Below are 25,475 nucleotides of genomic sequence, written 5' to 3'. Positions count from 1 at the left end.
AAGGAGAACTTCAATGAACTTTATTTTCGGCGTCATCCTACTGGCTATGTTCATCCTCGCCTTGCGAGTGATTTGGGCAACGGCATTGCAACTATTGAATGCATTGAAACACGCAGTTCAAACGCTTCACCGCTATCGCGCGCAGCGTTTGGCACGACACCGGCTACCGATCATCATGCCCAGCATCCGTCATGAGATGGATTGGTTGGCAATATCGGATTCGGTGCGTCAGGAAATTCAGAGTCGCAATCGTGAATCGAATCGCGAACTGGATAGCTTGGAACTTCAATATCAAGCCAAACAGAAAACAATCAAACTCTACGAGGCGGATATTGAAATCGCCAAACTGGAGCGGGAGCTTTTAAAAATCAAACCGACAATTGTCTTGGCTGAAAGCGAAGTTAAACCCCGTCGACGGTCTAAAAAAGTGGGCGAATCAGTCCTGGTAGATGAAAAATCCACCAAAACCGCCCAACAAGTTTTTCAATTGCGGGAAGCGCTGAAAGGTAACGCCAACGCGTTACCGATTAATCAGCAAGCCCGCCATTGAATACCCGCAACGTGGTTCCGGTTGCCGTATTGATACGGCGAAGTGGAATCTCGTGTTGATTCGATTCTTCAGCAAACACCCAGCTACCTTCGGGCAATAGCGATAACAAATCGTTCTGGGTTTCCCGACGAATCTGTCGAATCTTGTTTAGAAACGGCCAGGCTTGTTCAGGGTTATCAACCCGCTTGAGCACGTCGGCTTCCAAAATATCCAATTTTTGGAAAATTTGTTGGCAATGTCGAACGACTTTTAGTGGTTCGTCGACCGGAATCGCCATCGGTTTTCGACTTGGATACTTCTCTTCCGTCTGCTTAGGACTGAGGAAATCAAAAATGCGCAAAATATCGTCAAACATGGTCATTTCTCTGCTTTTTAATGAGTTTTAGCCACCATATACCGATTTTTTTCGTTAATTCAACCCCACTGTGCGAGCTGATTTTCGGCATTAATCAGCGACTTTAAACTTGCAGGAACCACATCCTGTTGGGTGGTCGTTCCTGCATTTTTTGGAGGAAATGACCATGACATTAATCGAACAACCAAGCGTTACTGTAATGCAGATCGAAGCCAGCACGGTTCGCTATCTGAATCAGTACCGCTGTCCCTACTGCCAAAACGAATGGGAGGATGTATGGGATTGCGGCTGTAACGATCGCTGCCCGGATTGCAACAAGGAAATCGAGCCTTATGACAGCGCATTGATCGAGGGTGAATCGGCGGAAACCGAATTGCCAGTCGAAGAACCCGCCTCAGCCAATGTCACGGCGGCGGGCGTGAATCGGCTCTTCATAGTCTCCTACGAAATCGACTATGTACACCGGGTTTCGGTTGGCGTCACCGCGGATAGTCTCGAAGCGGCACAACAGCTTGCCGAGCAGGCATTCAATGATGGCACGATTTGGGATGACACCGCTGCCATGCCGTTATTTTCGGACGAATACCATGAAGTGGAGGGTGAAAGCTTGGCATGGGAATGCGTTGCCGTTGCACAGTTGCCAGAACCGGATCATTCAGTACGGCAATTGAAGAAAGAGCAAGCGACCATGCAGGTTTGCCGGGGATTAGTTGAAGCCTATAAACAAGGCGAAGCCAACGGCGGCATTATCGATTGGGAGGATTTGGATCAGTTAATCCCTCTGGCCCTACAAGCCTTGGGAAAACCTGTACTGGACATCCAATCCTAAAAAATGCGCGCGGTGTTTAAGCGCGGAATTTGCAAAAGCCTGAGTTAGCCAAGTCATTCGATTCGGCACTCATTTTTATCCACCCACACGGGAATGTCCTATTCCCGCTGGGGAATCGTGATGTTCCCATTTTTCATTGAGGACAACATCATGAATCAAATCTTTGAACACACCTTCAGCACGGGTCATTGCATCCACTATCAGCGTTTGCCGTCAGGCACCTGTTACCACGCCGACACACCGGAACCGGTAGTTGAGTTGTTGGAACAGCTTCGCCATAGCCGACGCAAAATCCGGCTGTATTACGGCGATCCAGCTACCGGTCAGTCGTGGCTTGATGAGCACGATGTCATTGGTTGGATCGGTCGCTCGACCGGCACGATTAAAGTGCCGCTGTTGGTCGAACCGGGTGACATCGGTGGTCCGGCATTGCTGGATCAGTGCATCGTTCGTATCGATAGTCCGCGCCAGGTGCTTTACCAACAAGATAATTTTCGAGTGGGTGACTTGGAACTTGTGAGAGGTGAGCTTAACCGCTTGCCTTGGGAAATCTGGATTGATGGCAGTGTGCATGCCCGGTTCAAAGCAAAAACCGAAGCTCGGCAGTATCAGGACTTCATTCAAGGTAAACGGTTCGCGTTGATCTGACGCGCCGTTTTCATTTTTGACACTCGGTTAAGTCGAGTTTTTCACTGTACCCCTGCGGGATGATTCTATCCTGCCAGGGATAAATCGGTCGTCAGGGGCTTTTTTTGGAGAAATACCATGACAGACCCTTATCAATATTACCCCACGCCAGAGGCACTGAGTCGTAAAGCTTGGGCGATGTTCAAGAACCAGCAATTCGCGCGGGTATTAGAGCCTTCAGCAGGCGAAGGACATTTGCTTCGTCCAGGGCCATACCAGTACGGTAATCGTTTGCCGATCGATTGCATTGAAATCGATATCCGCAAACACGCGGTTCTGCGCGATGAAGGCTATGCGGTGGTGGGGATGGATTTTCTGCAGTTTCAAAGCGGCAGTGTCTATTCTCACATCATCATGAATCCGCCGTTTGCCGAAGGCGCCAAACACGTGTTGAAGGCTTGGGAGATTTTATTCGACGGTGAAATCGTCGCCATTCTCAATGCCGAAACTGTGCGCAATCCTTTTTCGAAAGAACGCCAGCTGTTATTGCGTTTGATCGAGCAGCACGGCGAGGTCGAGTTTCTGCCAGAAATGTTCGCCGGCGAGGATGCCGAACGCAAAACGCCGGTCGACGTGGCCCTGGTCTGGTTGAAAAAAACTTCGACGTACGAACAGGACATCCTCGGCAGTATTCTGGACGATTTGCGAAAGGATAGGCGGGAGGCTGACGATTTAGCCGGCGAGTTTCATTTGCCTCATGAGTTGGCCTTGCCGAATGCCTTCATCGATAACGCGGTGTTGATGTTCAATGCCGCCGTCGAAGCCGCGCGACAGGCCGTGGTCAGTGAAGCCCGTGCCAGCCGTTATCGGACCATGCTGGGCAAAACCCTCGGCGAACTGAGCGGTGGCGGTATCAGTAGTGAAGACGACTCGTCGTCGGATGCGGTGAAGCGGACGCTGTTCAAACGCTATCGCGATCTGAAAAATCGGGCCTGGGCCAGTATTTTACGCTCTACGCAGGTGACTTCACGCTTGTCATCGACGGCGCAGAAACGCTTGGAGTCGGATTTTGAAGCGGTGAAGTCCTTGGAATTTACCGTGCAGAATATCTATGGCTTTCTGCAAGGCATCATCGATCAGCAAGGTAAAATTCAACTGAGTATGGTCTGCGATGTGTTCGATTTGATCACCCGCTACCACAGTGACAACACAGTGTTTTACATGGGCTGGAAATCCAACGACAAACATCGTGCGCTGGGCATGCGTATCAAAACCACCCGCTTTGTCATTCCGGGTCACGCCACCGAATCGTATCAAAACGATTTGTCGTGGGAGTCCCAACGGATGCTGGCGGATTTTGACAAAGTGTTTGCGATGCTGGATGGCAAGTATGAAGCGGCTGTAAGGCTGGAATCGGTTTTCCGAAATCACTTCCATGCCCTGCGAACCGGGCAACGGATTAGCGGCAGCTATTTTGATGTTCGCTACTATCCCGGCGTGGGCACGATTCATTTCTTCCCCAGCAACAAAGCGCTGATTGATCGGATGAATCGCCTGGTTGGCAATCATCGCCGTTGGCTACCGCCAGCGGAAACCAAAGCAGGAACCGGTTTTTGGCAGCAGTTCGACCAAGCGGAAAAACTCGATAAGGCCTTCCGTACCGAAGTCAATAAACACGGTAAACGGGATGGCCGGCATTTTCACTTTGATCCATTTTGGGCAGTCAAATACGGTGGTGAATCGGAGCGTGAGCGTGGCAATGCCATGCTTACCCAAGCGATGAGCACTGTATTGGCGAATCATGGCATCGATCCCGACAGCTTGTTGGATAGCGATCAAAACGGTGTCCGGCAATTAGATTGGGATGGCCTGCCTGATAGCCAGTTGGCTTTAGCTTCATAGCCAGCGCACAAAACCTAAAGCATGTCTTTTAAATAACCACTGGTCTAGCCAGTATCACCTGCCTCGGGGAGATGAACAACTCTCCCCAAGGGGTTAGTCTGTTTCATATCCTCGGGGCTTTTTATATCCGGAGATCACACATGAACACACAAACCAATGAAATCGCGATGAAAGTCAACCAAGCCAATTTGGTCAAAAGTCTACGCTTCAGTTTCACCAACAAAACCACGGTGCTGGGCGAGCTAATCCAAAATGCTCGCCGGGCCAATGCGGCCATGGTGGTGATTAACTTTTGTCCTGAAACCAAAACACTACAGGTTTTGGATGATGGCTGCGGCATCGACTCGATTGCAACACTACTGACAGTAGCCGAATCCGGCTGGGATGCAGACGTGGTTGCCCATGAGCATCCGTTTGGAATCGGATTTTTATCGGCACTGTTTGCCTGTCGGCACATCAGCGTCATGAGTAAAAGTGGTTCGATCGATATCGAAACCGACCACATTTTGGTATTCAAACCTGTGACGATCACGCCAGTCCACGACTGGAACGGCATCACTAGCATTACCTTGCAGGATGTGGCGTTGGACATGGGTCAAATTGCCAGCACGCTAAAACGCTTGGTGCGCGGTTTCCCCATTCCAGTGCTGTTCAACGATCAATTGCTTGAACGTCACTCCGCGTTGGATAGCGGATTGAGCTTTGTTGACACCGAGATTGGCGCGATTTATCTGCATGGCATGGACCAACCCAATGGGGCGCAGTATGAGTTCGATGTCTATCTGCAAGGTTTGCCCATTTATACCTCGCACAGCTACACATCGCATCGTCATATCATTCATCTGGACTCATCCCGTTTTCACGCCCGCTTGCCGGATCGTGACAAGCTGGTCGATGAAGCAGACGTCATCAAACGGATTAAAGCGGTTCTGGCACAAACCATCGAACAGCGCTTTATCCGGATGAAAGCCACTGTGTCTGCCGATGCGTTCGTGGGTTTTTATGAAATGCTACGGCATTGGGAGCTGTTAAAGTTACTCAACGATGTACCTGTCGTGCCGCCAGAAGCCTTACGCGAAATCATTGCCTATCCGGTTTGCGATACCGAGGTTTTTGATAACTTCGAACAGCGGCTGGAAAAAGCCATGACCCGTGCAGAAATTATGGCCCGCGGCATCGTCTCGATTGATGATGACATCAAGCAAAACGGCGCTGGCCGATATTTGTTTGCCTGGAACCGTGATTATTTGCTGTACCACGGCACGCTGGATAAAGGCCATTGGCTTCATTCACTGGTTCGACATCTCAATGATGAAGAGCTAGTGATTGAAACGGTCAATGAAAGCCACCAGGCTCAATTCCAAGGTGATTGGTGCTGGGTCAACGTGCGGTTTTGCGAGGCTTACCGAATCCGGCTTGGGCAGGATGTTGTTGAAATCACGGATGAGGCTTGCTACCAAGGCCAGGAAAACGCTGATGACATCCTTGTGCCCAAGGGCGATTGCTCGGCGCAGGTGTTGCAACAAATGGCCAGCTTCAGAAGCGAATACGATGAATTTCAGGAATCGACCTTTGAAAGCGATTCGGATGCCTTCATCGCCTTTGTGGTGGCCAATACCGCCAGTGATCCGGCCAATGCCATGCAGCGACTGTTGCCAAACTTTTGCGGCTGTCCGGCGTTGTACGGCAAAGCCTTCGTGGTGGAGTTGGATCAGCAAGGCAAACCGGCTTCGGTGATGGCGTATCCGGTTCAATCCGGTCAAACGCAAACACTCGAAGCAGACATGGGTTGTTAAATCTCTTTCAATACAAGAGCGCATTATCCAGACGGATAATTGCGCTCATTTTCATTACCAAAAATGAAAGCAAACCATAGCTCCATCCTTACCAAAATGGCTGAGACGACCTTTGAAACGGTTATCGATCTATCAGTAACCGCCCGCAACGCGTAATCCGATCAAAACTGAACACATGCTCTCTTGGGCTTTCATAACATCGCCCCACCAATCTTCGCCGGTAATCTGGCTCGCCTTTTTCGAGATAAATCGTGGCTCCACAAATGGGACATGCCGCCGAATACCGAACCAACCGAATCACTCTTAAATCTCCGTCTCGAAGGAGTTCGAACTGCGCAGACTGTTCGTGAAAATTTGTGAACAGTTCATGGGCTACGACGATTCGATCATCCAACAATAATATCCAAGGCTTGATGATAGTGACCCAGGCACCATAGGGAATCGCGAAAATACTGACCAGTAATGTCAAATCTTGTGTTGTCACCGGCCTAGGCACGGATAACGATAGCCATCCAGCATAAGCAATTAACACCGCGAACCCAGCTATGATTGCTAACCAACCCAATAAAACCCAAACATGCCATTGTCTTAATTCGATTTGTCCACGCCGAAATAACCGGCTCGCGATCCAACTGGGTTTGATTTCACCTAGTTCAGTCATTTGATAGCTGGCTTGCAAATCGGCTGCATTGTTCCTGCCCAGAACACCTTCAATCCCTTGGTCTTCCTCCGTAATTTCCGGAACCGGTTCCGCTTTGATATAGAACGTCGTGAGTCGCCCCGGACCGCCCTTTGTGCTTTTACGGTCGGGTTTTGGATAACAAGACAACCCACGTTTACGGGCGAACTCTACGATTTGCGGCTCTCGGGTTTCGCAATATTTCTTTAATGAACCCGGCCAGTCGATCCATTTTTTAGGTTCGGCACTTTCTAAAGTTTCACCAACAGCGGCGACGATTTCTTCGGCTGTGAACCGTCGCTTCGACTCATCGAAATCCGCTTTCTTTAACGATTCCTGGGCTAACGCGCGCAATATGCGGTGGCCTTTTTCATCGCTTTTCTCACTATCCAGCCAGTCAATCAAGCATTGAATTACCTCGCGCATAAACCACCCCAAACCAGGTAACCGACAGTAACGGACTGGTTAGCGAATAGCCGATTCATAACAATGTCCTCCATAACAAATTCGAGATGAGCGATATAAAAATGATTTTGGAATGCACTTATTCAGGTCAAACACCAATTATGGCTCCACTTGTTGTAGGCAAAGGCAAAGCCTCTGATAAGCAGAACGAGATTAGAAGAATTTCAGGATCATTCAATCCATCAGGCCGAACAAATAGCCTGGCGTTATCCAAGTGGCCATCCATCACACGCCGAAAGAGGCATCACCAACTCAATAGGACAATTATTTTCAACAAAGCCAAATCATATCTATCGGGGGTTCCGGAGCTTTGTGACCCAAAACAGGTCACTTTGCGACCGGGACATTTGCGTGTTGTCTTCTTAGCATATCGACAACAGTCGTTAATCAACTCAGAGGCGCTTATGTCAACACTGGATGAAGATCTTGCCCGGTTAAATTTCGAATATCTCATGCTCGCAAGGGAATGCGCACGCAGCAATCCGGCGGAAACAGCCTGGCGCTTTGGATTAGATCGGGTTGGCATAGACCGTCTCGCAGGCATGACACAGGAGCGACTTCGTGAACGGGCCGAAAGTAGTCGTGCAGTGATTCAGTTATTACCTGTCTATGCCCCAAGCAAATTGCCCATGCTTGCCTATGTGGATCTTCTCCAACCCTGTATCACTGGAACTGCGGATGAAACCAATGCCCTTTAAAAGCAGGCCAAACATAGGCGCGGACTTGCTCTTGGCGGAAAGACTAATCCAACTCGGCGCCCGTCCGCCCATTGTCAGCCAACTCTGCCATTTAACCCGAAAGCAAAGCATCGCATTTTTTAAGACGGTACAAGGGCAATCGCCCAAACAAGGCATGCTGCCACACGATCATCAATGGCCCATCCGCTCGGCCCACAACAACATTCATGCCTCGCTATTTTTAAGCATGATTGAAGATATTCGGCACCGGCTTTCTACCCCGAACCTGAGTGCGACCTTACTGGTTGCAGCCTATGAGATCTACAGCAACGTTGCTTCCAGAATTTTAGCCGATCGGCAATATATCCAATCTCGCTCCAGCCAACATTATCCGTTAGACATCAACCGGGCTTGGTATTTAATCAGCCTGCTCTCGGCGGGTGATTTGGTTTTCATGATCTGCGGGCGTTGCCGCGCCCGTTACCTGGGTATGATTCACCCTGATGCCGCATTTAGTCAATGCCCTATCTGTGATGTATGGACTGATCGCTCAGGTCGACGACGCTGGATAACCGCAAAATCAAACAAGCTCACATTGAACAAGCCACGCGCTCGTTAGAGACGATCCATCAGCTACTAAGGAGAAGTCGCATGCATATCGTTGTCGTCACAGCCACCCATTCCCAAATACCTCAGCCAATCCATGGCAAAAATCTAGCCCGCTTGGCCCGCGAATGCTTTGCCAATCAGCAAACGCTGACGATAGATTTTAAGGATGTCAAAACCATCACGCAGGGGTTCTTTCAGGAATTGTATTTTCCGCTGGTCGCCGAATTCGGATCCGATTTTCTGAAATCGAAACTAAAAATAGTAAATATGGCGGGGCACATCGACAACATGATGCAGTCAGCATTCAAAAATCTCGAGGTCTACTTTGACAAACTGACGGCGATTGATCAACTGGGTTGCGATGAAGAGATTTACGCCATGAATCAAACATGGCTTATTAAAGCCAGAGAAATCGCTCGGGAGAACTCGGTTCTGACCGAATTAATCTTGGGGATTACCGATGAGGCCATGCGCTTGGCAGTTGGCCGTTTATCTTTTGAAGACATTGACTTAATTGCCCGCTCAAACTGGCTATGTTTTACCCCCCGATTTTCGAGTCAATTTATTCAAAACATCAACAGAGAATCTCCACCGATGGTGGAAACCATGCTCGGATTAAGCGGCACTATTGATTAAGGGAGGCAGCTAATGCTCAAGAAATATCAACAGCAATCTCTGGCAATTGAACTGCTTAATCGTCACGCCAAAGTCAAAATCGTGCATCAAGCCACGGGGATTCCGATCAAGCTATTGAGACAGACATACCGTCAATTACATGGCCGTTCGCCCAGTCGTGGATCCATCAAATTTTCCACCCGTGGCTTGACTGGAAGCCGGCGGAAATACAAGGACGTAACGCTGTTTGCCGTGTGCTATCGGGCAGCCTCAAACAAATCGGCCGACAGTCAAATCCAAACACTGATAAGCGCTTTTGACGCCTACAAGCGTTCCTATCCTTCCGGGCAACTCGACTTTTCGGCTGCTTGGGTGGTGGCCCAGGACATCAAAGATAAAAAGGTTCAGATTTCGACATGCAAGAATTGTCGAGCCTGGGTCTTGTTAAATGCTAGGGATGATCATGATCGCTGTGAGATCTGTAAGACCGGCATGTAAGCGATATGTTGATAATAACCATAGACGCCTAATTCAAAAAACTGCTATGGAGACACTTGATTTAAACGAAGCCGCACTGTTTTTAAAGATCAATCCAGAAGTACTCCGAAGAAAAGCAAAATCGAAGCAAGTTCCCGGTAAAAAAGTTGGGAAACGATGGATTTTTGTTAAGGAACATCTTGCCGATTGGGTCAGTGATCGTTATCCTGCATCTGCGAGAAATCAGCAAGTAGTTGACGGATATACATCTAAGGAGAATATTCCATGTCAATCTACAAGCGAAAAGACACATGGTGGATCCAATTCACCGCGCCGGACGGAACGAGAATACAACGATCTGCTGGCACTAAAATCAAGCAAGAAGCGCAAGAACTGCACGACAGATTAAAGGCTGATGCTTGGAAAACGAAAAATCTTGGCGCGAAGCCAATACGCACTTGGCAAGAAGCAGTTATCAAGTGGCTTATCGAACAGGGTCATAAGCGAAGCATAGAAACCGACAAATTTCACCTTCGTTGGCTTGATGACATTCTTGGCAACAAGACTTTAAATCAAATCGACAAAATGATGTTGGAGCGCATTACGGAGGCAAAAAAAGCCGAAGGTTCGAGTAATGCCACTGCCAATCGGATTCTTTCGCTGATCCGGGCGATTTTGAATCGTGCTAAAAACGAATGGGAATGGATTGATGCTGTACCCAATTTTCGCTTTTTGCCAGAACCGAATGAGCGAATCCGCTGGTTAACACATGAGGAAGCCAGCAAGCTCTTAATTGAGCTGCCAAGTCATTTGGAAGCCATGGCAAGATTCGCTCTTGCTACTGGCCTGAGGGAAGCCAACGTCACCGGTTTAAAATGGTCGCAAGTCGATTTGAGGCGAGAATGTGCATGGGTAGATGCCGCGCAAGCTAAAGCCAAAAAGCCGATTTCTGTACCGCTCAATACTGATGCTATGGTAGTACTTAGAAGTCAACAAGGGCAGCACAATACCTTTGTTTTTACTTTTGATGGCGAACCCATCAAAAAGGCCGGCGGAAAAGCCTGGAAAAAGGCGCTAAAACGCGCAGAAATTGAGGACTTCCGATGGCATGACTTACGCCATACTTGGGCAAGTTGGCACGTTCAAGCGGGAACGCCGTTAAACGTTCTGCAAGAACTAGGAGGATGGGCAAGTTACGACATGGTTTTAAGATATGCACATCTTTCGAGTGAACATCTTAAAGTCCATGCAGGAAACTCAAAGCTTGTTGTGACAAAAATACTACACTTCGAAAAAAGAGCATAGTAAAAAATCATGTAAGCTATTGAAAATATTGGTCGGGACGGCGGGATTTGAACCCACGACCACTTGCCCCCCAGACAAGTGCGCTACCAGGCTGCGCTACGCCCCGAAGTTTATCAATAAACCAATGCCCACCTAGGAGAGCAAGCAGGACATAATATCATATTATTTGGGAAACGCTATTTCAGCAGCTCCAAAATATCTTCCAGCTCGCCAATCATCTGATGAATAAGTTGTTTGGTGCGTAAACTGTCTTCCTTCGCGCTACCACTCGCCAGATGAGCACGCGCACCACCTATTGTGTAACCTTGCTCGTATAACAAAGCGCGAATTTGTCGAATCAACAACACGTCATGGCGCTGATAATAACGGCGATTTCCTCGGCGTTTTACCGGACTAAGCTCGGTGAACTCTTGTTCCCAATAGCGCAATACATGGGGCTTTACCGCGCAGAGGTCGCTAACTTCGCCAATCGTAAAATACCGCTTGGCCGGAATAACCGGTAATTCGTTATTATTACTGGGTTCCAGCATACGCTTCTACTCGAGCTTTCAATTTTTGCCCTGTTCTAAAAGTGACCACACGCCGAGGAGTGATGGGAATTTCTTCACCTGTTTTGGGATTTCTACCCGGCCGACCACTTTTGTCGCGCAATTCAAACTTACCAAACCCGGAAATCTTCACTTGCTCGCCGCTTTCCAGGCTTTTTTTAATTTCGTCGAAAAACAACTCTACGATTTCTTTAGCTTCACGCTTGTTTAAACCGAGGTCTTCAAACAATTTCTCTGCAATATCTGCTTTGGTTAATGCCACAATCACTCCCTCAATTTTGCATTCAGTTTAGCCGCTAAAGTGTCCAGCACTTTGCGAAATATAGCATCAATTTCTGTATCGGTAAGCGTTTGCGTAAAATCCTGCAAGAGTAAAGCTAACGCGACACTCTTATAACCTTCGGCAACGCCCGGTCCGCGATAAACGTCGAAGATCGATATTTCACGTATCGCCGTCTCCATGCATTCTTCAATTACACTGGTGATTGCGGCAGCCGATACAGCCTCGTCCACCAATAAAGCCAGATCGCGGCGCACCGACGGGTATTTGGATAACGTACTAAATTTAGGCACGTTACGCTCCAAGACCGCATCCTGTTCGAGTTCAAACAAGAATACCGGACTATCGAAACCCAATTGTTTTTCGAGCGTTGGGTGCAGCATGCCCAATAAACCTATCACTTCGCCACGTTGGTTTTTGATTTGCGCGGTTTGGCCAGGGTGTAACGCCGGATGTTGATAGGCGACGAAATCAGCACAAACTCCTGCTAAATCAAACAAAGCTTCAATATCAGCTTTCACATCGAAGAAATCCAGCTTTCTGGCTTTTTCGCCCCACTGTTCGGGATTAACGGTACCCAAGGCCAAACCGGATAACATTTTTCGCTGTTGAATTTGCCCATCTTGATAGAAAAACCGCAAGCCGGCTTCGAATAAGCGCACTCGACTCTGTTGGCGGTTGATATTATACAAAGCCGCATTCAACAAACCGCACCACAGCGTAGTGCGCATCACGGCAAGTTCTGAGGATATAGGGTTTTGAATCCGGATAAATTCTTCGCCCGGAGCGACGGCATTTTGCATTGCCTCATCGACAAAGCTGTAGGTAATCGCTTCCTGATAACCGCGATCTACCAAGCAATCCTGCAATCTCGCCAATGGCAACTGCGCCTCGGGCGCTTTGCCAAGCTCAGAGCGCATCAACAAATTGCTACTAGGTAGATTGTTATATCCATAGATTCTGCCGATTTCTTCCAGCAAATCTTCTTCGATGGCAATATCGAAACGAAAGCCGGGCGGGGTAATTTCCCAGCCGTTCTCGACTACTTGTACCTGCATACCCAAGCCTTCGAACAGCGCATGCACTTCATCGTCGCCAAATTGAATGCCCAACACCTTTGTAATACGTTGGCTACGCAGTTTTACCGGCATTCTGGCGGGCAGTTCCGCAGTGGAGATTACCTCTTGAACCGTTCCAGGACTACCGCCGGCTATTTGTAGAATCAATTGCGTGGCGCGTTCGATCGCCCGGCGTTGCAAGTTAAAATCCACACCTCTTTCAAAGCGGTGCGAGGAATCGGTATGCAAACCAAATTGGCGCGCCTTACCGGCCACATCAATGGGCATAAAAAACGCACATTCAAGGAATATATCGCGGGTTTCGCCAAATACGGCGCTGTCCTTACCCCCCATAACGCCAGCCAAGGCCAAGGCTTGCCGTTGATCGGCTATGACCAGTGCCTCGCCGTCCAGCTCTATGGTTTGGTCATTCAATAAAGCCAGGGACTCGCCGGCCCGGCTGCGTCTAACCACGATAGGCGCACTCAGTTTATCGGCATCAAAAGCATGTAGCGGTTGACCCAGTTCGATCAGTACATAGTTAGTAACATCGACAACCGGGCTTAAACTTCTAATGCCGCAACGACGCAGACGCTCCTGCATCCACAATGGCGTGACTGCGGCAGGATCGATATTTTTAATCAAACGCCCCAGATAAACCGGGCAAGCGTCAGTGGCTTCGACTTTAACGTCCAGGGTTTCCGTGTGCTGCGGTTCGACAGTAGCAAACGCCGTAGCTTCGAACGGCAGATTATTCAAAACCGCCACTTCCCTGGCGACGCCTTCGACGCTCAGGCAATCCGCGCGATTTGGCGTTAAGCCTAACTCGATCACGTTGTCATTCAACGCCAAATAGTCGCGAATATCGACACCGACCGGCGCATCAACCGGCAACTCCATCAAGCCTTCGGAACTAACCGCCAAACCCAATTCCTTTTCCGAACACAGCATGCCGAACGACAATTCGCCACGCAGCTTGGATTCCTTTATTTTGAAATCGCCGGGCAATATCGCACCGATCAATGCTGCCGGAATTTTCAACCCGGGCCTGACATTACTGGCACCGCAAACGATTTGCAGGGGCTCAGCTTGGCCGACGTTGACCTGACAAACTCTAAGTTTATCGGCGTTTGGATGTTGAATAGTGGAAAGTACCTCACCCACCACCACACCGGAAAATTCGGCTGCAACAGGCGTCACGGCGTCAACTTCCAGACCGGCCATGGTCAGTTGCGCGACTAATTCGGCGGTGGCGACAGGCGGATTGACCAGTTCTCTTAACCAAGCTTCACTGACTTGCATGATGACTATCCACCGTTAATTAAACTGTTGTAAAAATTTCAGATCGTTTTCGAAAAACATCCGCAAGTCGTTGATGCCATATTTCATCATCGCTAGACGTTCGACTCCGGTTCCGAAGGCGAAGCCGGAATAAACTTGGTTATCGATACCGACCGATTTGAATACTTCCGGGTGAATCATGCCGCAACCGCCTACTTCCAGCCAGCCGGTTTGTTTGCAGACGCGGCAACCTTTGCCGTCGCACATTACGCAGGACACATCAAATTCGGCGGAAGGTTCTGTGAATGGAAAATAAGAAGGGCGAAAGCGCACGTTGACTTCTTTTTCGAAGAAGGCGCGCAGAAATTCAAAAATCACACCCTTCAGGTCACCGAAACTAACGTCAGTATCGACCAAGAAGCCTTCGACCTGATGAAACATGGGCGAGTGGGTCATATCCGAATCACAACGGTACACTCGGCCCGGCGCAATAATTTTCAAGGGCGGCTTTTCGGATTCCATCACCCGAATCTGTACCGGCGAAGTGTGAGTTCTCAATACGGTATGCGCATCGAAATAGAAGGTATCGTGCATCGCCCGCGCGGGATGATGCTCGGGAATATTCAAGGCGCCGAAGTTATGGTAATCGTCTTCGATTTCCGGGCCTTCGACGATATTAAAGCCGGCCTCAGCAAAAATTTTGGCAATCCGCCGCAAGGTGATCGTAACAGGATGCAATCCGGATACGGTTTGGCCGCGCCCCGGCAGGGTTACGTCGATACATTCGCTAGCCAAACGCGCCGCCAATTCGGCATTTTCCAAAGTCGATTTCCGAGCCTCTAACGCCTCTTGAAAAGTATTTTTGGCATCGTTGATAATTTGCCCGACACTGCGGCGTTGCTCGGGGTCCAGGCTACCCAACTCCTTCATCTGCTGAGTGAATAGACCTTTTTTGCCTAGATAATTGACTCTGACCTGATCCAGTTGGCTAAGGTCTTGTGCTTGTGCAAGCTCTTGTAATGCCTGCGTAACAATATCTTCGATACTAGCCGACACGACTCAGCTCACTTTTGTCTGCAATTGAGGGAAATTCCAAAACGATAGGCTTCCGCCAACGAGATTTGGCGGAAAACTCCCCGTCAAAAACGGGGAGTCGAGCAATTAAACCGCTCTTTCAAAGCGGCTTAATGTTTTCCTTACGGTTTGCTTTGGTTTGCTATAGCCACTTTCGCAATCGCGCCGAAAGCGTCGATGTCGCGTACAGCCAAGTCGGCCAATACTTTGCGGTCGATCGCAACATTGGCTTTATTTAGACCGTTGATCAAACGGCTATAGGAGATACCGTACAAACGTGCGGCAGCGTTGATACGCACGATCCATAAGGCGCGGAATTGGCGTTTTTTCTGTTTACGGTCGCGATAAGCGTATTGACCGGCCTTGATGACCGCCTGCTTGGCGACGCGGTAAACCCGGCTACGGGCACCGTAGTAACCTTTTGCCAGTTTTAAAATCTTTTTGTGTCTTGCTCTAGCGGTGACGCCGCGTTTAACTCTAGCCATGTTCTACTCTCTTCAATATCAATGATAAATCAACTGTACGGCAGCATACGCGCAACCAATGGCGTATCCGACGGATGAAGAATGGCTGTTTTACGCAGTTGTCTTTTACGTTTGGTGGTTTTTTTAGTCAAAATATGACGTTTATGCGATTGTTTGCATTTAAAACCGCCGCTTCCAACTTTCTTGAAGCGCTTGCCGGCACCGCTATGGCTTTTCATTTTTGGCATTTGTTTTCTCCAATGATTAAAAGTAAAGTCCCTGAGATAAAACCCAGTGAGGCAAAATGCTTGGCCCCATTGAATTTCCGGACACAAAAGTATCCTTTAACCGATTCGCTCCTGAATCGCCTTACCGTTTTAAAAAACGGCTAAAACCGCGTGATTGAGTTATTTCTTTTTCTTCGGGCCCATCACCATGACCATTTGCCGGCCTTCCAATTTCGGAAATTGCTCGACTATGGCCATTTCTTCCAGATCGGTTTCAATACGTTTCAACAAGTCCATACCCAACTCACGATGAGTCAACTCACGGCCTTTAAAACGCACGGTGATCTTGGTTTTGTCGCCTTCGTTTAGAAATTTGATCAGGCTGCGCAGCTTGACCTGGTAATCGCCTTCTTCGGTACCGGGCCTAAACTTGATTTCCTTGATCTGGATTTGTTTTTGCTTTTTCTTGGCGGCTTGCAGTTTTTTGTTTTGCTCAAACTGGTATTTGCCAAAGTCCATGACTTTGCAAACCGGCGGATCGGCATTGGGCGATATTTCGACCAGATCCATGTTTGCATCGTAGGCGAGCTGTAACGCTTCGTTTATGGAAACAACCCCGACTTGTTCACCTTCAGCGCCTACTACCCGAACCCGCCTGGCGGTAATTTCGGTATTTAAGCGCGTTGCATCTTTTTTAGAGCTGATACCCTAATCCTCCAAGTTGTTATTATTTTCGATCCGCAATCTGGTTCCTCAAGCGTTCGCCAAGTTCGCCAATTGACAGACTTCCTAGATCCTCGCCCTGTTGTGTGCGTACACTAACAGTCCGAGTTTCTAATTCCTTGTCGCCGATAATCAAAAGATACGGCACTCGCTGCATGGAATGCTCGCGGATTTTAAAGCCTATCTTCTCGTTTCTCAAGTCAATTTTGACTCTAAGACCTTGTTTTTCAAGTTCTCGCCGCACCTGCTCCGCATAATCGGCATGGCGGTCGGTGATATTCATCACCATCACCTGCACTGGCGCCAACCATAGCGGAAAAGTTCCGGCATATTGCTCGATCAAAATTCCGATGAAACGCTCCAAGGAGCCCAGTATTGCCCGATGCAACATTACCGGCACATGCCTGGCGCTATCTTCGCCTATATACGAGGCATCCAGCCTTTCCGGCATCGAGAAATCGACTTGTATAGTACCGCATTGCCAGACCCGACCTATACAATCTTTCAAGGAAAACTCTATTTTAGGACCGTAGAAAGCACCTTCGCCCGGCTGCAATTGCCAATCCAGGCCTTTATTGTTCAAGGCCAATTCCAGCGCGCTTTCCGCCTTATCCCAGACCGCATCGTCGCCGACTCGATTTTCCGGACGAGTTGACAGTTTGATAATCACTTCCTCGAAACCGAAATCCTTGTATACCTCAAACAACAGATCGATAAACGTGGAGACTTCGGATTGAATCTGATCTTCGGTACAAAAGATGTGCGCATCGTCCTGCACAAAATTCCGGACCCGCATCAAGCCATGCAGAGTGCCGGATGGCTCGTTACGGTGACAGGAGCCGAATTCAGCTAGGCGCACCGGCAAATCCCGGTAACTTTTAATACCTTGATTGTAAATCTGAATATGGCAAGGACAGTTCATCGGCTTCACCGCATAATCGCGGCTTTCCGAATGCGTGGTGAACATCATCGCACTGAATTTATCCCAGTGACCGGATTTTTCCCACAGCGTGCGATCAACGATTTGCGGGGTTTTGACTTCGCCATAGCCATTGACGCGCAATTTCTCGCGCACGTATTGCTCGATCTGCTGATATATGGTCCAACCCTTGTCGTGCCAGAACACCATGCCCGGCGCTTCTTCCTGGGTATGAAACAAATCCAGGGCCTTGCCGATTTTACGATGATCGCGCTTTTCAGCTTCTTCCAGACGATGCAGATAAGCGGCTAATTCCTTAGCATCGCCCCAGGCAGTACCATAAATGCGTTGCAGCATCTCGTTCTTGGAATCGCCGCGCCAATAGGCGCCGGCAATTTTCATCAATTTAAACGCTTTTAATTTGCCGGTGCTGGGCACATGCGGACCGCGGCACAAGTCGGTAAAGTCGCCTTGTTGGTATAAAGACAAATCTTCATTGGCAGGAATCGAAGCGATAATTTCAGCTTTGTATTTCTCGCCTAAACCTTCAAAAAACTTTACGGCTTCGTCGCGCGACAACAGCGAACGGCTAACGGCAATATCTTGCGCAACCAGTTCCGCCATTCTCTTTTCGATAGCCGTCAGATCTTCAGGCGTAAAGGAACGCTCAAAGGCAAAGTCGTAATAGAAACCGTTTTCTATCACTGGACCGATGGTTACCTGCGCTGAGGGGAATAACTGTTTGACAGCCTGAGCCAGCAAATGCGCTGTGGAGTGGCGGATCACATCAACACCCTCCTCGTCCTTGGCAGTGACGATTTGCAAACTCGCATCGGAATCGATCAACGTGCCGGCATCTACCAATTTGCCATTTACTTTACCTGCCAACGTCGCTTTAGCCAGACCCGTACCAATAGACAGGGCCACATCCATTACAGATACCGCTTGGTCGAATTGACGCTGAGAGCCGTCGGGCAAAGTGATTACAGGCATTTTCGATTCCACAATAAAAAAAGCACCGTCATGCGGTGCTTTATGTTTTGGTAGGCGCGAGTGGACTCGAACCACCGACCCCCACCATGTCAAGGTGGTGCTCTAACCAACTGAGCTACGCGCCTAAAGTCTATCGTTCGAGCCGCGCATTATAACGACCTAAACCGTTTATGCAAGCTTTTTCTATAGCAACAACGGTTCAAGCTGTAGCAGTTAAGATAGATCCCTTGGCACCAGAGGCCGGAGTGTTACTCTCACGATTACCTGACAACTTGTTTAAAAACTCCAACAAAGTCGGTTTTTTACCATTCGCCGGAGCTCCCAACACGTTCACTAAATCGTTAAAACTATCTTGCAATTCTTTATATTTGCCACCAGTTTGACCAGTAGCATCACCCAAAGCCGCGATCAAATTTTGCAAATTATCGGTGAATTTACCATAGCCATTTCGACCTACTGCTTTGTCGCCATGCCGACCGTCATCGTCGGAGCCGTGACGACGATCAGCACTGTATTTCAAAGCCTGACGCAAATCGTGCAAGAAGCTGTGCAACGCTTGGCGTACATCGGCAACAGTTGCGCGTGGCGCGGCAGTAGGTGTGGTCGTTGCAGATCCGTTGGTCGTCGTTGCTTGCGTACCCGCATTATTCGTTACGCTAGTTGACGATGTCGCAGCCGTTGTCTGTCCGGTTTGCGCCCTACTCGTTGTTGCAGGCGTCGGTGTAGTCGCGGCCGATGCGACCTGCTTTTGCGGCGTTTGAGCAGCACTTGCATCGCCTTGCGCCGCTGTAGCCGGTTGCTGCACACCGCTTTGTTTCAATACCTGCCTTAAATCCTGCAAAAAGGTCTGCAACAATTGCCCAAGATTGGATGAATTATTTTGACTACCGCCAGCATTGCTCTCAGTAGTGTCATCGGCGGCAGAATCACTATTACCACCAGGAATATTCAATCCAAAACTTTGCAATGTTTGTATGACATTGCGCATGAACGCCCCACCACTATGATGATGCCCATGCTTCTCCCCTCTCCCGCTTACCGCCGGACGCTCTTGATCGTCATCGTTGTGCGTACTTTTGGTGCTGGATATGCTGATGGTGGTTTGCGATACATACAATGATGTTGTCAATGAATTGATCGTAGTCATTAGATTCACCTTGACGCTGCATAAAAACAAATGGCGGATAGCCAAAGTCAGGACAGATTCAAATCACTTCCTATATTTTGGCGATTACAACCATGCCGTTTCTTTTAGCGGCAGAAATTTTGTGAACTTTAGCTAACTATCCAAAAAAAAGACCCCACACGCTTGACTGAAAACAAAACCTTGCAAACAAATCTTGCTAAGACATTCCGAAGCACTGTTACTAACCAATTTCCGCCTAAATTCCCAGCCAGTTTTGTGGGCGTAAAAATGTGTCGTATAACCGGGCTTCCGGACTACCTGATTCAGGCTGCCAATTGTATTGCCAGTGCGCGACCGGAGGCATGGACATCAAAATCGATTCGGTCCGCCCGCCAGATTGCAGCCCGAATAGAGTCCCCCTGTCGTACACCAAATTAAACTCGACATAACGCCCACGCCGATACAATTGAAAATTACGCTCCCGGTCGCCATAGACCGTGTCTTTACGCTTTTGCACGATGGGCAAATAGGCATCCAGGTAATGATCGCCAACACTCTGCATAAATGCAAAAGCTTGAGCAAAATCGGGCTCGTTCAAATCGTCGAAAAACAACCCGCCGACGCCACGAGTTTCGTTGCGGTGCTTTAAAAAGAAATATTCATCGCACCACTTTTTATAACGTGGATACACATCCTCACCAAACGGCAGACAAGCCTGACGCGCCACTTGATGCCAATGCAACACGTCTTCTTGGAAAGGATAAAACGGCGTCAAATCGAAACCACCACCAAACCACCAAATAGCCGGCTCACCGTCTTTTTTGGCGATAAAAAACCGCACATTGGCGTGCGAGGTCGGCACATAAGGATTGCGAGGATGCATCACCAGGGACACGCCCATCGCTTCAAATTGCCGATTGGCTAGCTCGGGACGTTTGGCGGTTGCCGATGGCGGCAGATGACTGCCAAACACGTGCGAAAAATTAACCCCGCCTTGCTCAAATACCTCACCATTCGCCAACACCCGCGAACGCCCACCACCACCTTCGGCGCGTTCCCAGGCATCTTCAACGAAGCGCGCGGTGGGTTCTTCCGCGTCTAAAGCAGTGCAAATTCGATCTTGCAACTTCAGCAAATACGTTTTAACTGCGGATATATCGTTCTCAATCATGATAAAGCACTGTCCCGTCGATAGTAATTTTACTCAGCAACCGCTATGCGGCAGCCCTCTGAGCGCAAATTACCACAATAAGCATTCCGCAAACACTTAAGTCGGTTCTCCGGAAAACCCCGGCAGCACCCGATAAAGTGCGGAACGCTATGTTATTTATCTAAGAAATTGTTAGCCGAGCGCACCAAAATTCGATTGCACTATTGGCTTGATGTTTCCCGATGTACAATCTGCTTTTTATTCCTTGATAAAAGTGTGGATACATTATGGGATTTGAAGAACTAGCAGCGCTTAGAGATGAACTTGCCAAGCAAGCAGCTGCCAATAAACCGGTAAAACGAGAAAAAAAGATAGCGGAGAAATCGCCTATCAAAAAGACCGGCAAAGCTGACGCGCTAGTCGCCATTATCGGCTTGCTGCAAAAGAATTTTCCCTTGGCATTTCCCAAAAAACCCGCTGCCAAACTGCCCTTAAAAATAGGCATCCACAAAGACATCCTGGCCCATGCCGATCAACTCGGTGCAGATAAAAACCAACTCCGCACCGCACTGAAGGCCTGGTGTTGGGGACATCGATACTGGGATTGCCTGACAGAAGATGCCGTCAGAGTGGATTTGCAAGGAATGCCGGCCGGCCAAGTAACAAAAGCAGATGCTGAACAAGCGAGCAAATTAAAAGCGCAACGGCGGAAACAGCCAGAAGCCGTCGAAGCATTACCTACAGGGTCAGCATAAGTTTTTCTCATAAAGAGATTGCACACACCAGGATAGCGCGACTTCAAACTATTGATTTTCCAAGACTTTAAAGCACGTATAAGCACCGAAACAAGTTATTTCCAAAGCCTGCTTGCCGATGCGACAGCCCGTCCCCATCCAAATCTCAGAACCAATCGATACGCGCTTAGCACCCAAAGTTGTCTCGGGTGCTTACCGACCTTGTCAGTTCCCGGAAAATTTTTGTCATAAACCCTGAATAAGCCATTAGAATGCGCAAATATTCTGCAAAAATATTGTGGAATCACAACGTATCGACTGCAACATTTGCGTCGTTTTCTTCGCGCGATCACGCCTTAGGTTAATCCCCCCAAGGCAACCTCTTCACGACCAAGCCCAAAAAGCAAAAGTCGGCAACACAGAGCCTTAAAGCCCCTCGGCATCTGCCAGGCGTTACTCTTATACCCTTTTCAAACTCCGACACTGGATCGCAGTTTACCCGATCCTAGATTATTCCCAGGGGGAATTATGTGTTGGAGTGGCGAGGCATCAGCCGCGCTTGCCTTAACCGGCTTTGCGAGCACTGCTTTTTTTTATCGGCGCGGCGAATCCCAGGTCTTATGCCTGGCACTGGCCTACTTTTCCCTGATGGAATTACTACAGGCCTATACCTATTCGGTGATAGACCAATGCCTAAATCCGAACAACCAGATTGCTACGTTTTTGGGATATATGCACATTGCGTTTCAACCGTTTTTTGTCAACGCAGTAAGCATGCATTTCATCCCGGAACCGTCACGAAAACGCATCGCGCCGTTTGTCTATATCTTGTGCTTTGCAGCGGCCACTGTTTTTATGATGCGAATTTATCCGTTCCAATGGAGCAGTTTTTGTTTTGACCACTACTATCAATTTCTACCGGGTACTCAACTCAAATTCTTAATGCCCTTTTGCGGCACGGAAATTTGCTCAACATCCGGACAATGGCATATTGCCTGGGCCATACCGGCCAGCGGCAGTATTCAGATGGCTAACAGTTACGTATACGCTACCTTTTTGATGCCATTGCTTTACGGCTCATGGAAACTGGTGTTGTATCATTTCACGACCGGCCCGCTGTTGGCCTATTTGACTACCAACGATATGAACGAATGGGCTGCCGTATGGTGTCTATATTCGATAGGGCTGCTGCTATTGCTAATTAAAACACCCATCCGCCACTATCTGTATGTAACCAACTGGTACGGTTGCCGGTATCCGCAGTTTTTTAAATAAGTTGATCAATTAACCGCACATCCCTCAAGTTTGTTGAAGGTTCAAGCCGACTAGGAAATAATGCACAAAAGGGTAGTTCTATACTGACAGCCAATCACTGACAATGCCCGCATAAATCTCAAACTACCCAGCCATGGACACAGATAAAATCTTCCGCAAAGGCGTGTTTGCAATCCCCATAGGAATTTTCGGCGTATCCTCGGTTTTAACTTGCGCTCAAGCGGAATGGCATGGCGAACTGACGTTTCTCAGCGATTACTTATACAGGGGCTATTCCAAGAATCGCGGCAACCCGCTGGCTCAGGCGCATATCGATTACCAGGATGCTATGGGCTGGTTCGGCGGCGTAGGCGTTTCACAAGTCAGCTTCGACGACCGTCGCTATAAAAACCATGCCGATGTCGAAATCAAACCCTATCTGGGTTGGAGCTTGCCGTTAAATCGCGACTGGCGTACTGAACTCTCAGTAACCGGCTATCTGTTCGACGGCAAGATTTTTGGGAAATATGCCGATTACGCCGAATTTTACGCATCCCTACACTATCAGGACTGGCTCAGCGGCACCGTGTCCGTTGCGCCTAACGCCTATCGCCGCGACGCCACTGTGCTGAATTACGAACTCAAATATCGCCGCGACATTCTCGACAACCTACAATTTTCAACGGGATTGGGCTACTACCAAGCCAACAAACTATTGGATGAGGATTATTTTTATTGGAATGCTGGGGTCTCCTGGTTCATCACCCACAATCTGGCACTAGACTTACGCTACGCTGACGTTCATCTGGACAATCATCACGCAGATACCCATCACCACGAGTTTTATCCACGCTTACAGGACAACAAGTTTTTAATCTCCGTGACCGCCGGATTTTAAATAAATTTCCCGCCTTTGAACCTTCCGGCCTCGCTGCGGAATACACTCGCACACCAAGCTAAAATCACCGGAACCCAGGTTTGAGCCATGCTGCGTTTAGTCCCTAACTTACATCGACCACCCATGCCCGAACAGCCCCAAATCGGCTCGGACGAGTACGCCCTGCTGCAACGTATCGGCGAAGGCGATACCGCTGCATTCGAAGCCTTCTACAAAAACTACTATCCAAGGTTGTTTCGATTCATCTTGCGCATGACGCGCCAACCCGAAGCGGTGGAGGAATTGATACAGGAGACCTTGCTGGTGGTTTGGGAAAAACCCCAAGGCTTCAATCATGAAAGCAAAATTTCCACCTGGGTATTCGGCATCGCCTATCACAAAACCTTGAAAGCCATGGCCAAAAGCGCCCGGCGTAACAACGATGTCGACATAGACGACTTGACCGAATCCATGGGTGATCCAACCGCGAATCCAGCAAATAACTGGGAAAACGAGGATTGGTTAAACTATGCCTTGGCCACTTTACCGCCGGACCAACGCGCCGTCATCGAACTAACCTTTTACCACGGCTTGTCTTATCAGGATGTCGCCAGAATCCTCGATTGTCCGGAAAATACCGTCAAAACCCGTATGTTTCATGCCCGCAGGAAACTGCAGGTTTTTGCCGACGCACAGGAGAAATAAGGCCATGAACTCACAGATTTCCTCATCCACTACTTCCCATTCGGACATCGTGTTGTTACTGCCCTGGTATGTCAATCAAAGCCTGACAGTTAACGAACGCCAACAGGTAGACCAACATTTAAAAAGCTGCCTAGTCTGCAGACGCGAACTGCTAACTTTGCAAAAACTTGCGGCAGCCGTGCAACAAGCAGCCGACCTGGACATAGCCGCTGAAGCCTCTTTTGCCGGCCTGCGTGCCAAAATGCAAATAGCCAGTCAAGTCCCGCGTAGCAAACAGACCGACATCCCAAGCGAACAACTGGGTGGCGGCAATATAAAACCATTCAGCGCGGGCCAGGGATTTTGGCGAATCGCCAGCAATACCGGTAAAGGTCTGGCTATTGCCGCGTCCTTGTTATTGGTCACCCTGCCGGCAGCCGTCCAATACCTACGGCCGGCCAACACCTCCGATTATCACACGCTGTCAGCGGCCAAACCGGACGCCAGTGCGACCGGTCAGATGCGTGTGGTATTTGCAAAGAATCTGATGGAAAAAGACATAGACGCCGCGCTTAGCCAAATTGGCGGGATACGGGTAGATGGACCGAACAGCGTCGGCGCCTATACTGTCAAAATCGCGACCGGCAAGCCCGATGCCGACATGGCCGGCGCCTTGGCGTTGCTGCGCAGCCGACAGGATGTCATGCTAGCCGAACCGATTTTACAACCATAATCGATCATGAAATTAGTGCGCTTAAATCTGTTTATTTGCTTGATCGGGCTGCTTAGCGCCTGCGCGAGTACCAGCGATTTATCGCGACTAGGCGACAGCACAACTGCCGAAGAGCGGCGTCTGCTCGTCACCTTTACCGACCGCAGCATTGACCGCGCGTTGCCCGCCAACAGCTTGGACGGTTATCGCTTGCGCGGCCATTACGGCAACTCCGGCTGGAGCGAACATATTGCGCAGGAACTGGCCGAGCGTCACCATTTACAGTTCGTCGCCCAGTGGCCGGTGACGACCTTGGGCGTCAGCTGCGTGGTGTATGAGGTACCGGACAGCCTGCCCGTGCAACAGGCAATAACGGAGTTGCAACAGGACAGCGACGTGTCGTCCGTCCAGCAAATGCATAGCTTCCAGGTTTTAGGTAAACAAGTTGCGCCGACTCAAACCTACAGCGACCCGTAGCTGCATTT

Annotated in this window: 28 protein-coding genes and 2 tRNA genes; 16 read left to right on the top strand and 14 right to left on the bottom strand. The window is 49.1% G+C overall.

The window, feature by feature from the left end; all coding sequences use genetic code 11:
* Positions 1-13 precede the first annotated feature (13 nt).
* Positions 14-550, top strand: a complete 537-nt coding sequence (locus CWO84_RS23700; RefSeq protein ID WP_101055618.1) for a hypothetical protein — start codon at positions 14-16, stop codon at positions 548-550.
* Here CWO84_RS23700 and CWO84_RS23695 read toward each other — a convergent pair.
* On the bottom strand, positions 528-905 hold the full coding sequence (locus tag CWO84_RS23695) for a hypothetical protein (RefSeq protein ID WP_101055617.1): 378 nt from the start codon (positions 903-905) through the stop codon (positions 528-530). The two genes, CWO84_RS23700 and CWO84_RS23695, sit on opposite strands and share 23 nt — an antisense overlap.
* Before the next feature lie 166 nt (positions 906-1,071).
* On the opposite strand from CWO84_RS23695, the gene CWO84_RS23690 reads away from it, so the two are divergent.
* From CWO84_RS23690 to CWO84_RS23670, 4 genes are all read left to right on the top strand, one after another.
* Complete coding sequence (locus CWO84_RS23690; protein WP_240618138.1) at positions 1,072-1,734, top strand: hypothetical protein; 663 nt, start codon at positions 1,072-1,074, stop codon at positions 1,732-1,734.
* 150 nt (positions 1,735-1,884) lie between these two features.
* Positions 1,885-2,382 carry a hypothetical protein gene (locus tag CWO84_RS23685; protein ID WP_101055758.1) on the top strand — a complete coding sequence of 166 codons (498 nt, stop codon included), beginning with the start codon at positions 1,885-1,887 and terminating at the stop codon, positions 2,380-2,382.
* A 117-nt stretch (positions 2,383-2,499) separates the two neighbouring features.
* A complete protein-coding gene (locus tag CWO84_RS23680; protein WP_101055613.1) occupies positions 2,500-4,263 on the top strand; it encodes a DUF4942 domain-containing protein in 1,764 nt (587 codons plus the stop codon).
* Between the two features lie 140 nt (positions 4,264-4,403).
* Positions 4,404-6,059 carry an ATP-binding protein gene (locus tag CWO84_RS23670; protein WP_240618137.1) on the top strand — a complete coding sequence of 552 codons (1,656 nt, stop codon included), beginning with the start codon at positions 4,404-4,406 and terminating at the stop codon, positions 6,057-6,059.
* A gap of 121 nt (positions 6,060-6,180) precedes the next feature.
* On the opposite strand, the gene CWO84_RS23665 is transcribed toward CWO84_RS23670, so the two are convergent.
* Positions 6,181-7,164 carry a hypothetical protein gene (locus tag CWO84_RS23665; protein WP_101055611.1) on the bottom strand — a complete coding sequence of 328 codons (984 nt, stop codon included), beginning with the start codon at positions 7,162-7,164 and terminating at the stop codon, positions 6,181-6,183.
* An 86-nt stretch (positions 7,165-7,250) separates the two neighbouring features.
* Here CWO84_RS23665 and CWO84_RS25100 point away from each other — a divergent pair, with 86 nt between their 5' ends.
* From CWO84_RS25100 to CWO84_RS23640, 5 genes are all read left to right on the top strand, one after another.
* Positions 7,251-7,901: a flagellar transcriptional regulator FlhD gene (locus CWO84_RS25100; RefSeq protein WP_240618136.1), complete on the top strand. Its 651-nt coding sequence runs from the start codon at positions 7,251-7,253 to the stop codon at positions 7,899-7,901.
* Positions 7,843-8,499 (top strand): FlhC family transcriptional regulator, encoded by a 657-nt coding sequence (locus CWO84_RS23655; protein WP_165786425.1) that lies wholly within the window; start codon positions 7,843-7,845, stop codon positions 8,497-8,499. The genes CWO84_RS25100 and CWO84_RS23655 overlap by 59 nt, the downstream gene beginning before the upstream one ends.
* Before the next feature lie 32 nt (positions 8,500-8,531).
* Positions 8,532-9,125 (top strand): STAS-like domain-containing protein, encoded by a 594-nt coding sequence (locus CWO84_RS23650; protein ID WP_101055609.1) that lies wholly within the window; start codon positions 8,532-8,534, stop codon positions 9,123-9,125.
* A 12-nt stretch (positions 9,126-9,137) separates the two neighbouring features.
* Entirely contained in the window at positions 9,138-9,602 is a 465-nt protein-coding gene (locus CWO84_RS23645) for a FlhC family transcriptional regulator (protein WP_101055607.1), read from the top strand.
* 264 nt (positions 9,603-9,866) lie between these two features.
* Complete coding sequence (locus CWO84_RS23640) at positions 9,867-10,886, top strand: site-specific integrase (protein WP_101055605.1); 1,020 nt, start codon at positions 9,867-9,869, stop codon at positions 10,884-10,886.
* Between the two features lie 29 nt (positions 10,887-10,915).
* Here CWO84_RS23640 and CWO84_RS23635 read toward each other — a convergent pair.
* The 12 genes from CWO84_RS23635 to hemF all read right to left on the bottom strand — a co-directional run bounded on the left by CWO84_RS23635 (position 10,916) and on the right by hemF (position 20,750).
* Positions 10,916-10,992, bottom strand: a tRNA-Pro gene (locus CWO84_RS23635).
* A gap of 70 nt (positions 10,993-11,062) precedes the next feature.
* A complete protein-coding gene (locus tag CWO84_RS23630; RefSeq protein WP_020481982.1) occupies positions 11,063-11,416 on the bottom strand; it encodes a MerR family transcriptional regulator in 354 nt (117 codons plus the stop codon).
* The gene (ihfA, locus tag CWO84_RS23625; protein ID WP_197027036.1) at positions 11,400-11,699 is read right to left on the bottom strand and encodes an integration host factor subunit alpha; all 300 of its coding nucleotides are present in this window, start codon (positions 11,697-11,699) and stop codon (positions 11,400-11,402) included. Before ihfA ends, CWO84_RS23630 begins: the two co-directional genes overlap by 17 nt.
* Positions 11,699-14,074: a phenylalanine--tRNA ligase subunit beta gene (gene pheT / locus CWO84_RS23620; protein WP_033158014.1), complete on the bottom strand. Its 2,376-nt coding sequence runs from the start codon at positions 14,072-14,074 to the stop codon at positions 11,699-11,701. Before pheT ends, ihfA begins: the two co-directional genes overlap by 1 nt.
* Positions 14,075-14,089: 15 nt before the next feature.
* Positions 14,090-15,109 (bottom strand): phenylalanine--tRNA ligase subunit alpha, encoded by a 1,020-nt coding sequence (gene pheS, locus CWO84_RS23615; protein WP_033158015.1) that lies wholly within the window; start codon positions 15,107-15,109, stop codon positions 14,090-14,092.
* A gap of 140 nt (positions 15,110-15,249) precedes the next feature.
* Entirely contained in the window at positions 15,250-15,612 is a 363-nt protein-coding gene (gene rplT, locus CWO84_RS23610) for a 50S ribosomal protein L20 (RefSeq protein ID WP_020481986.1), read from the bottom strand.
* Positions 15,613-15,641: 29 nt separating this feature from the next.
* Positions 15,642-15,839, bottom strand: coding sequence for a 50S ribosomal protein L35 (gene rpmI, locus CWO84_RS23605; protein WP_033158016.1), 198 nt, complete (start codon positions 15,837-15,839; stop codon positions 15,642-15,644).
* Between the two features lie 159 nt (positions 15,840-15,998).
* Positions 15,999-16,523 (bottom strand): translation initiation factor IF-3, encoded by a 525-nt coding sequence (gene infC / locus CWO84_RS23600; RefSeq protein ID WP_084153369.1) that lies wholly within the window; start codon positions 16,521-16,523, stop codon positions 15,999-16,001.
* Positions 16,524-16,545: 22 nt separating this feature from the next.
* The gene (thrS, locus tag CWO84_RS23595) at positions 16,546-18,453 is read right to left on the bottom strand and encodes a threonine--tRNA ligase (RefSeq protein WP_033158141.1); all 1,908 of its coding nucleotides are present in this window, start codon (positions 18,451-18,453) and stop codon (positions 16,546-16,548) included.
* A gap of 48 nt (positions 18,454-18,501) precedes the next feature.
* Positions 18,502-18,578 (bottom strand) — tRNA-Val (locus CWO84_RS23590).
* A gap of 74 nt (positions 18,579-18,652) precedes the next feature.
* Positions 18,653-19,600, bottom strand: a complete 948-nt coding sequence (locus CWO84_RS23585; protein ID WP_133120729.1) for a hypothetical protein — start codon at positions 19,598-19,600, stop codon at positions 18,653-18,655.
* A gap of 235 nt (positions 19,601-19,835) precedes the next feature.
* Complete coding sequence (hemF, locus tag CWO84_RS23575) at positions 19,836-20,750, bottom strand: oxygen-dependent coproporphyrinogen oxidase (RefSeq protein ID WP_101055600.1); 915 nt, start codon at positions 20,748-20,750, stop codon at positions 19,836-19,838.
* A 266-nt stretch (positions 20,751-21,016) separates the two neighbouring features.
* On the opposite strand from hemF, the gene CWO84_RS23570 reads away from it, so the two are divergent.
* From CWO84_RS23570 to CWO84_RS25095, 6 genes are all read left to right on the top strand, one after another.
* On the top strand, positions 21,017-21,484 hold the full coding sequence (locus CWO84_RS23570) for a ProQ/FinO family protein (protein ID WP_033158021.1): 468 nt from the start codon (positions 21,017-21,019) through the stop codon (positions 21,482-21,484).
* Between the two features lie 507 nt (positions 21,485-21,991).
* Positions 21,992-22,738, top strand: coding sequence for a DUF5765 domain-containing protein (locus CWO84_RS23565; RefSeq protein WP_033158022.1), 747 nt, complete (start codon positions 21,992-21,994; stop codon positions 22,736-22,738).
* 133 nt (positions 22,739-22,871) lie between these two features.
* On the top strand, positions 22,872-23,615 hold the full coding sequence (locus tag CWO84_RS23560; RefSeq protein WP_033158023.1) for a TorF family putative porin: 744 nt from the start codon (positions 22,872-22,874) through the stop codon (positions 23,613-23,615).
* A 123-nt stretch (positions 23,616-23,738) separates the two neighbouring features.
* On the top strand, positions 23,739-24,299 hold the full coding sequence (locus tag CWO84_RS23555; RefSeq protein WP_033158024.1) for a sigma-70 family RNA polymerase sigma factor: 561 nt from the start codon (positions 23,739-23,741) through the stop codon (positions 24,297-24,299).
* A 4-nt stretch (positions 24,300-24,303) separates the two neighbouring features.
* Positions 24,304-25,011, top strand: coding sequence for a zf-HC2 domain-containing protein (locus CWO84_RS23550; protein ID WP_051670225.1), 708 nt, complete (start codon positions 24,304-24,306; stop codon positions 25,009-25,011).
* A gap of 6 nt (positions 25,012-25,017) precedes the next feature.
* The gene (locus CWO84_RS25095) at positions 25,018-25,467 is read left to right on the top strand and encodes a hypothetical protein (RefSeq protein ID WP_240618135.1); all 450 of its coding nucleotides are present in this window, start codon (positions 25,018-25,020) and stop codon (positions 25,465-25,467) included.
* The last annotated feature ends 8 nt before the right edge of the window (positions 25,468-25,475 follow it).

Origin of the sequence: Methylomonas sp. Kb3, assembly GCF_002834115.1 — a bacterium.
GTDB lineage: Bacteria > Pseudomonadota > Gammaproteobacteria > Methylococcales > Methylomonadaceae > Methylomonas > Methylomonas defluvii.
This window is presented reverse-complemented; position numbering and strand designations above follow the sequence as displayed.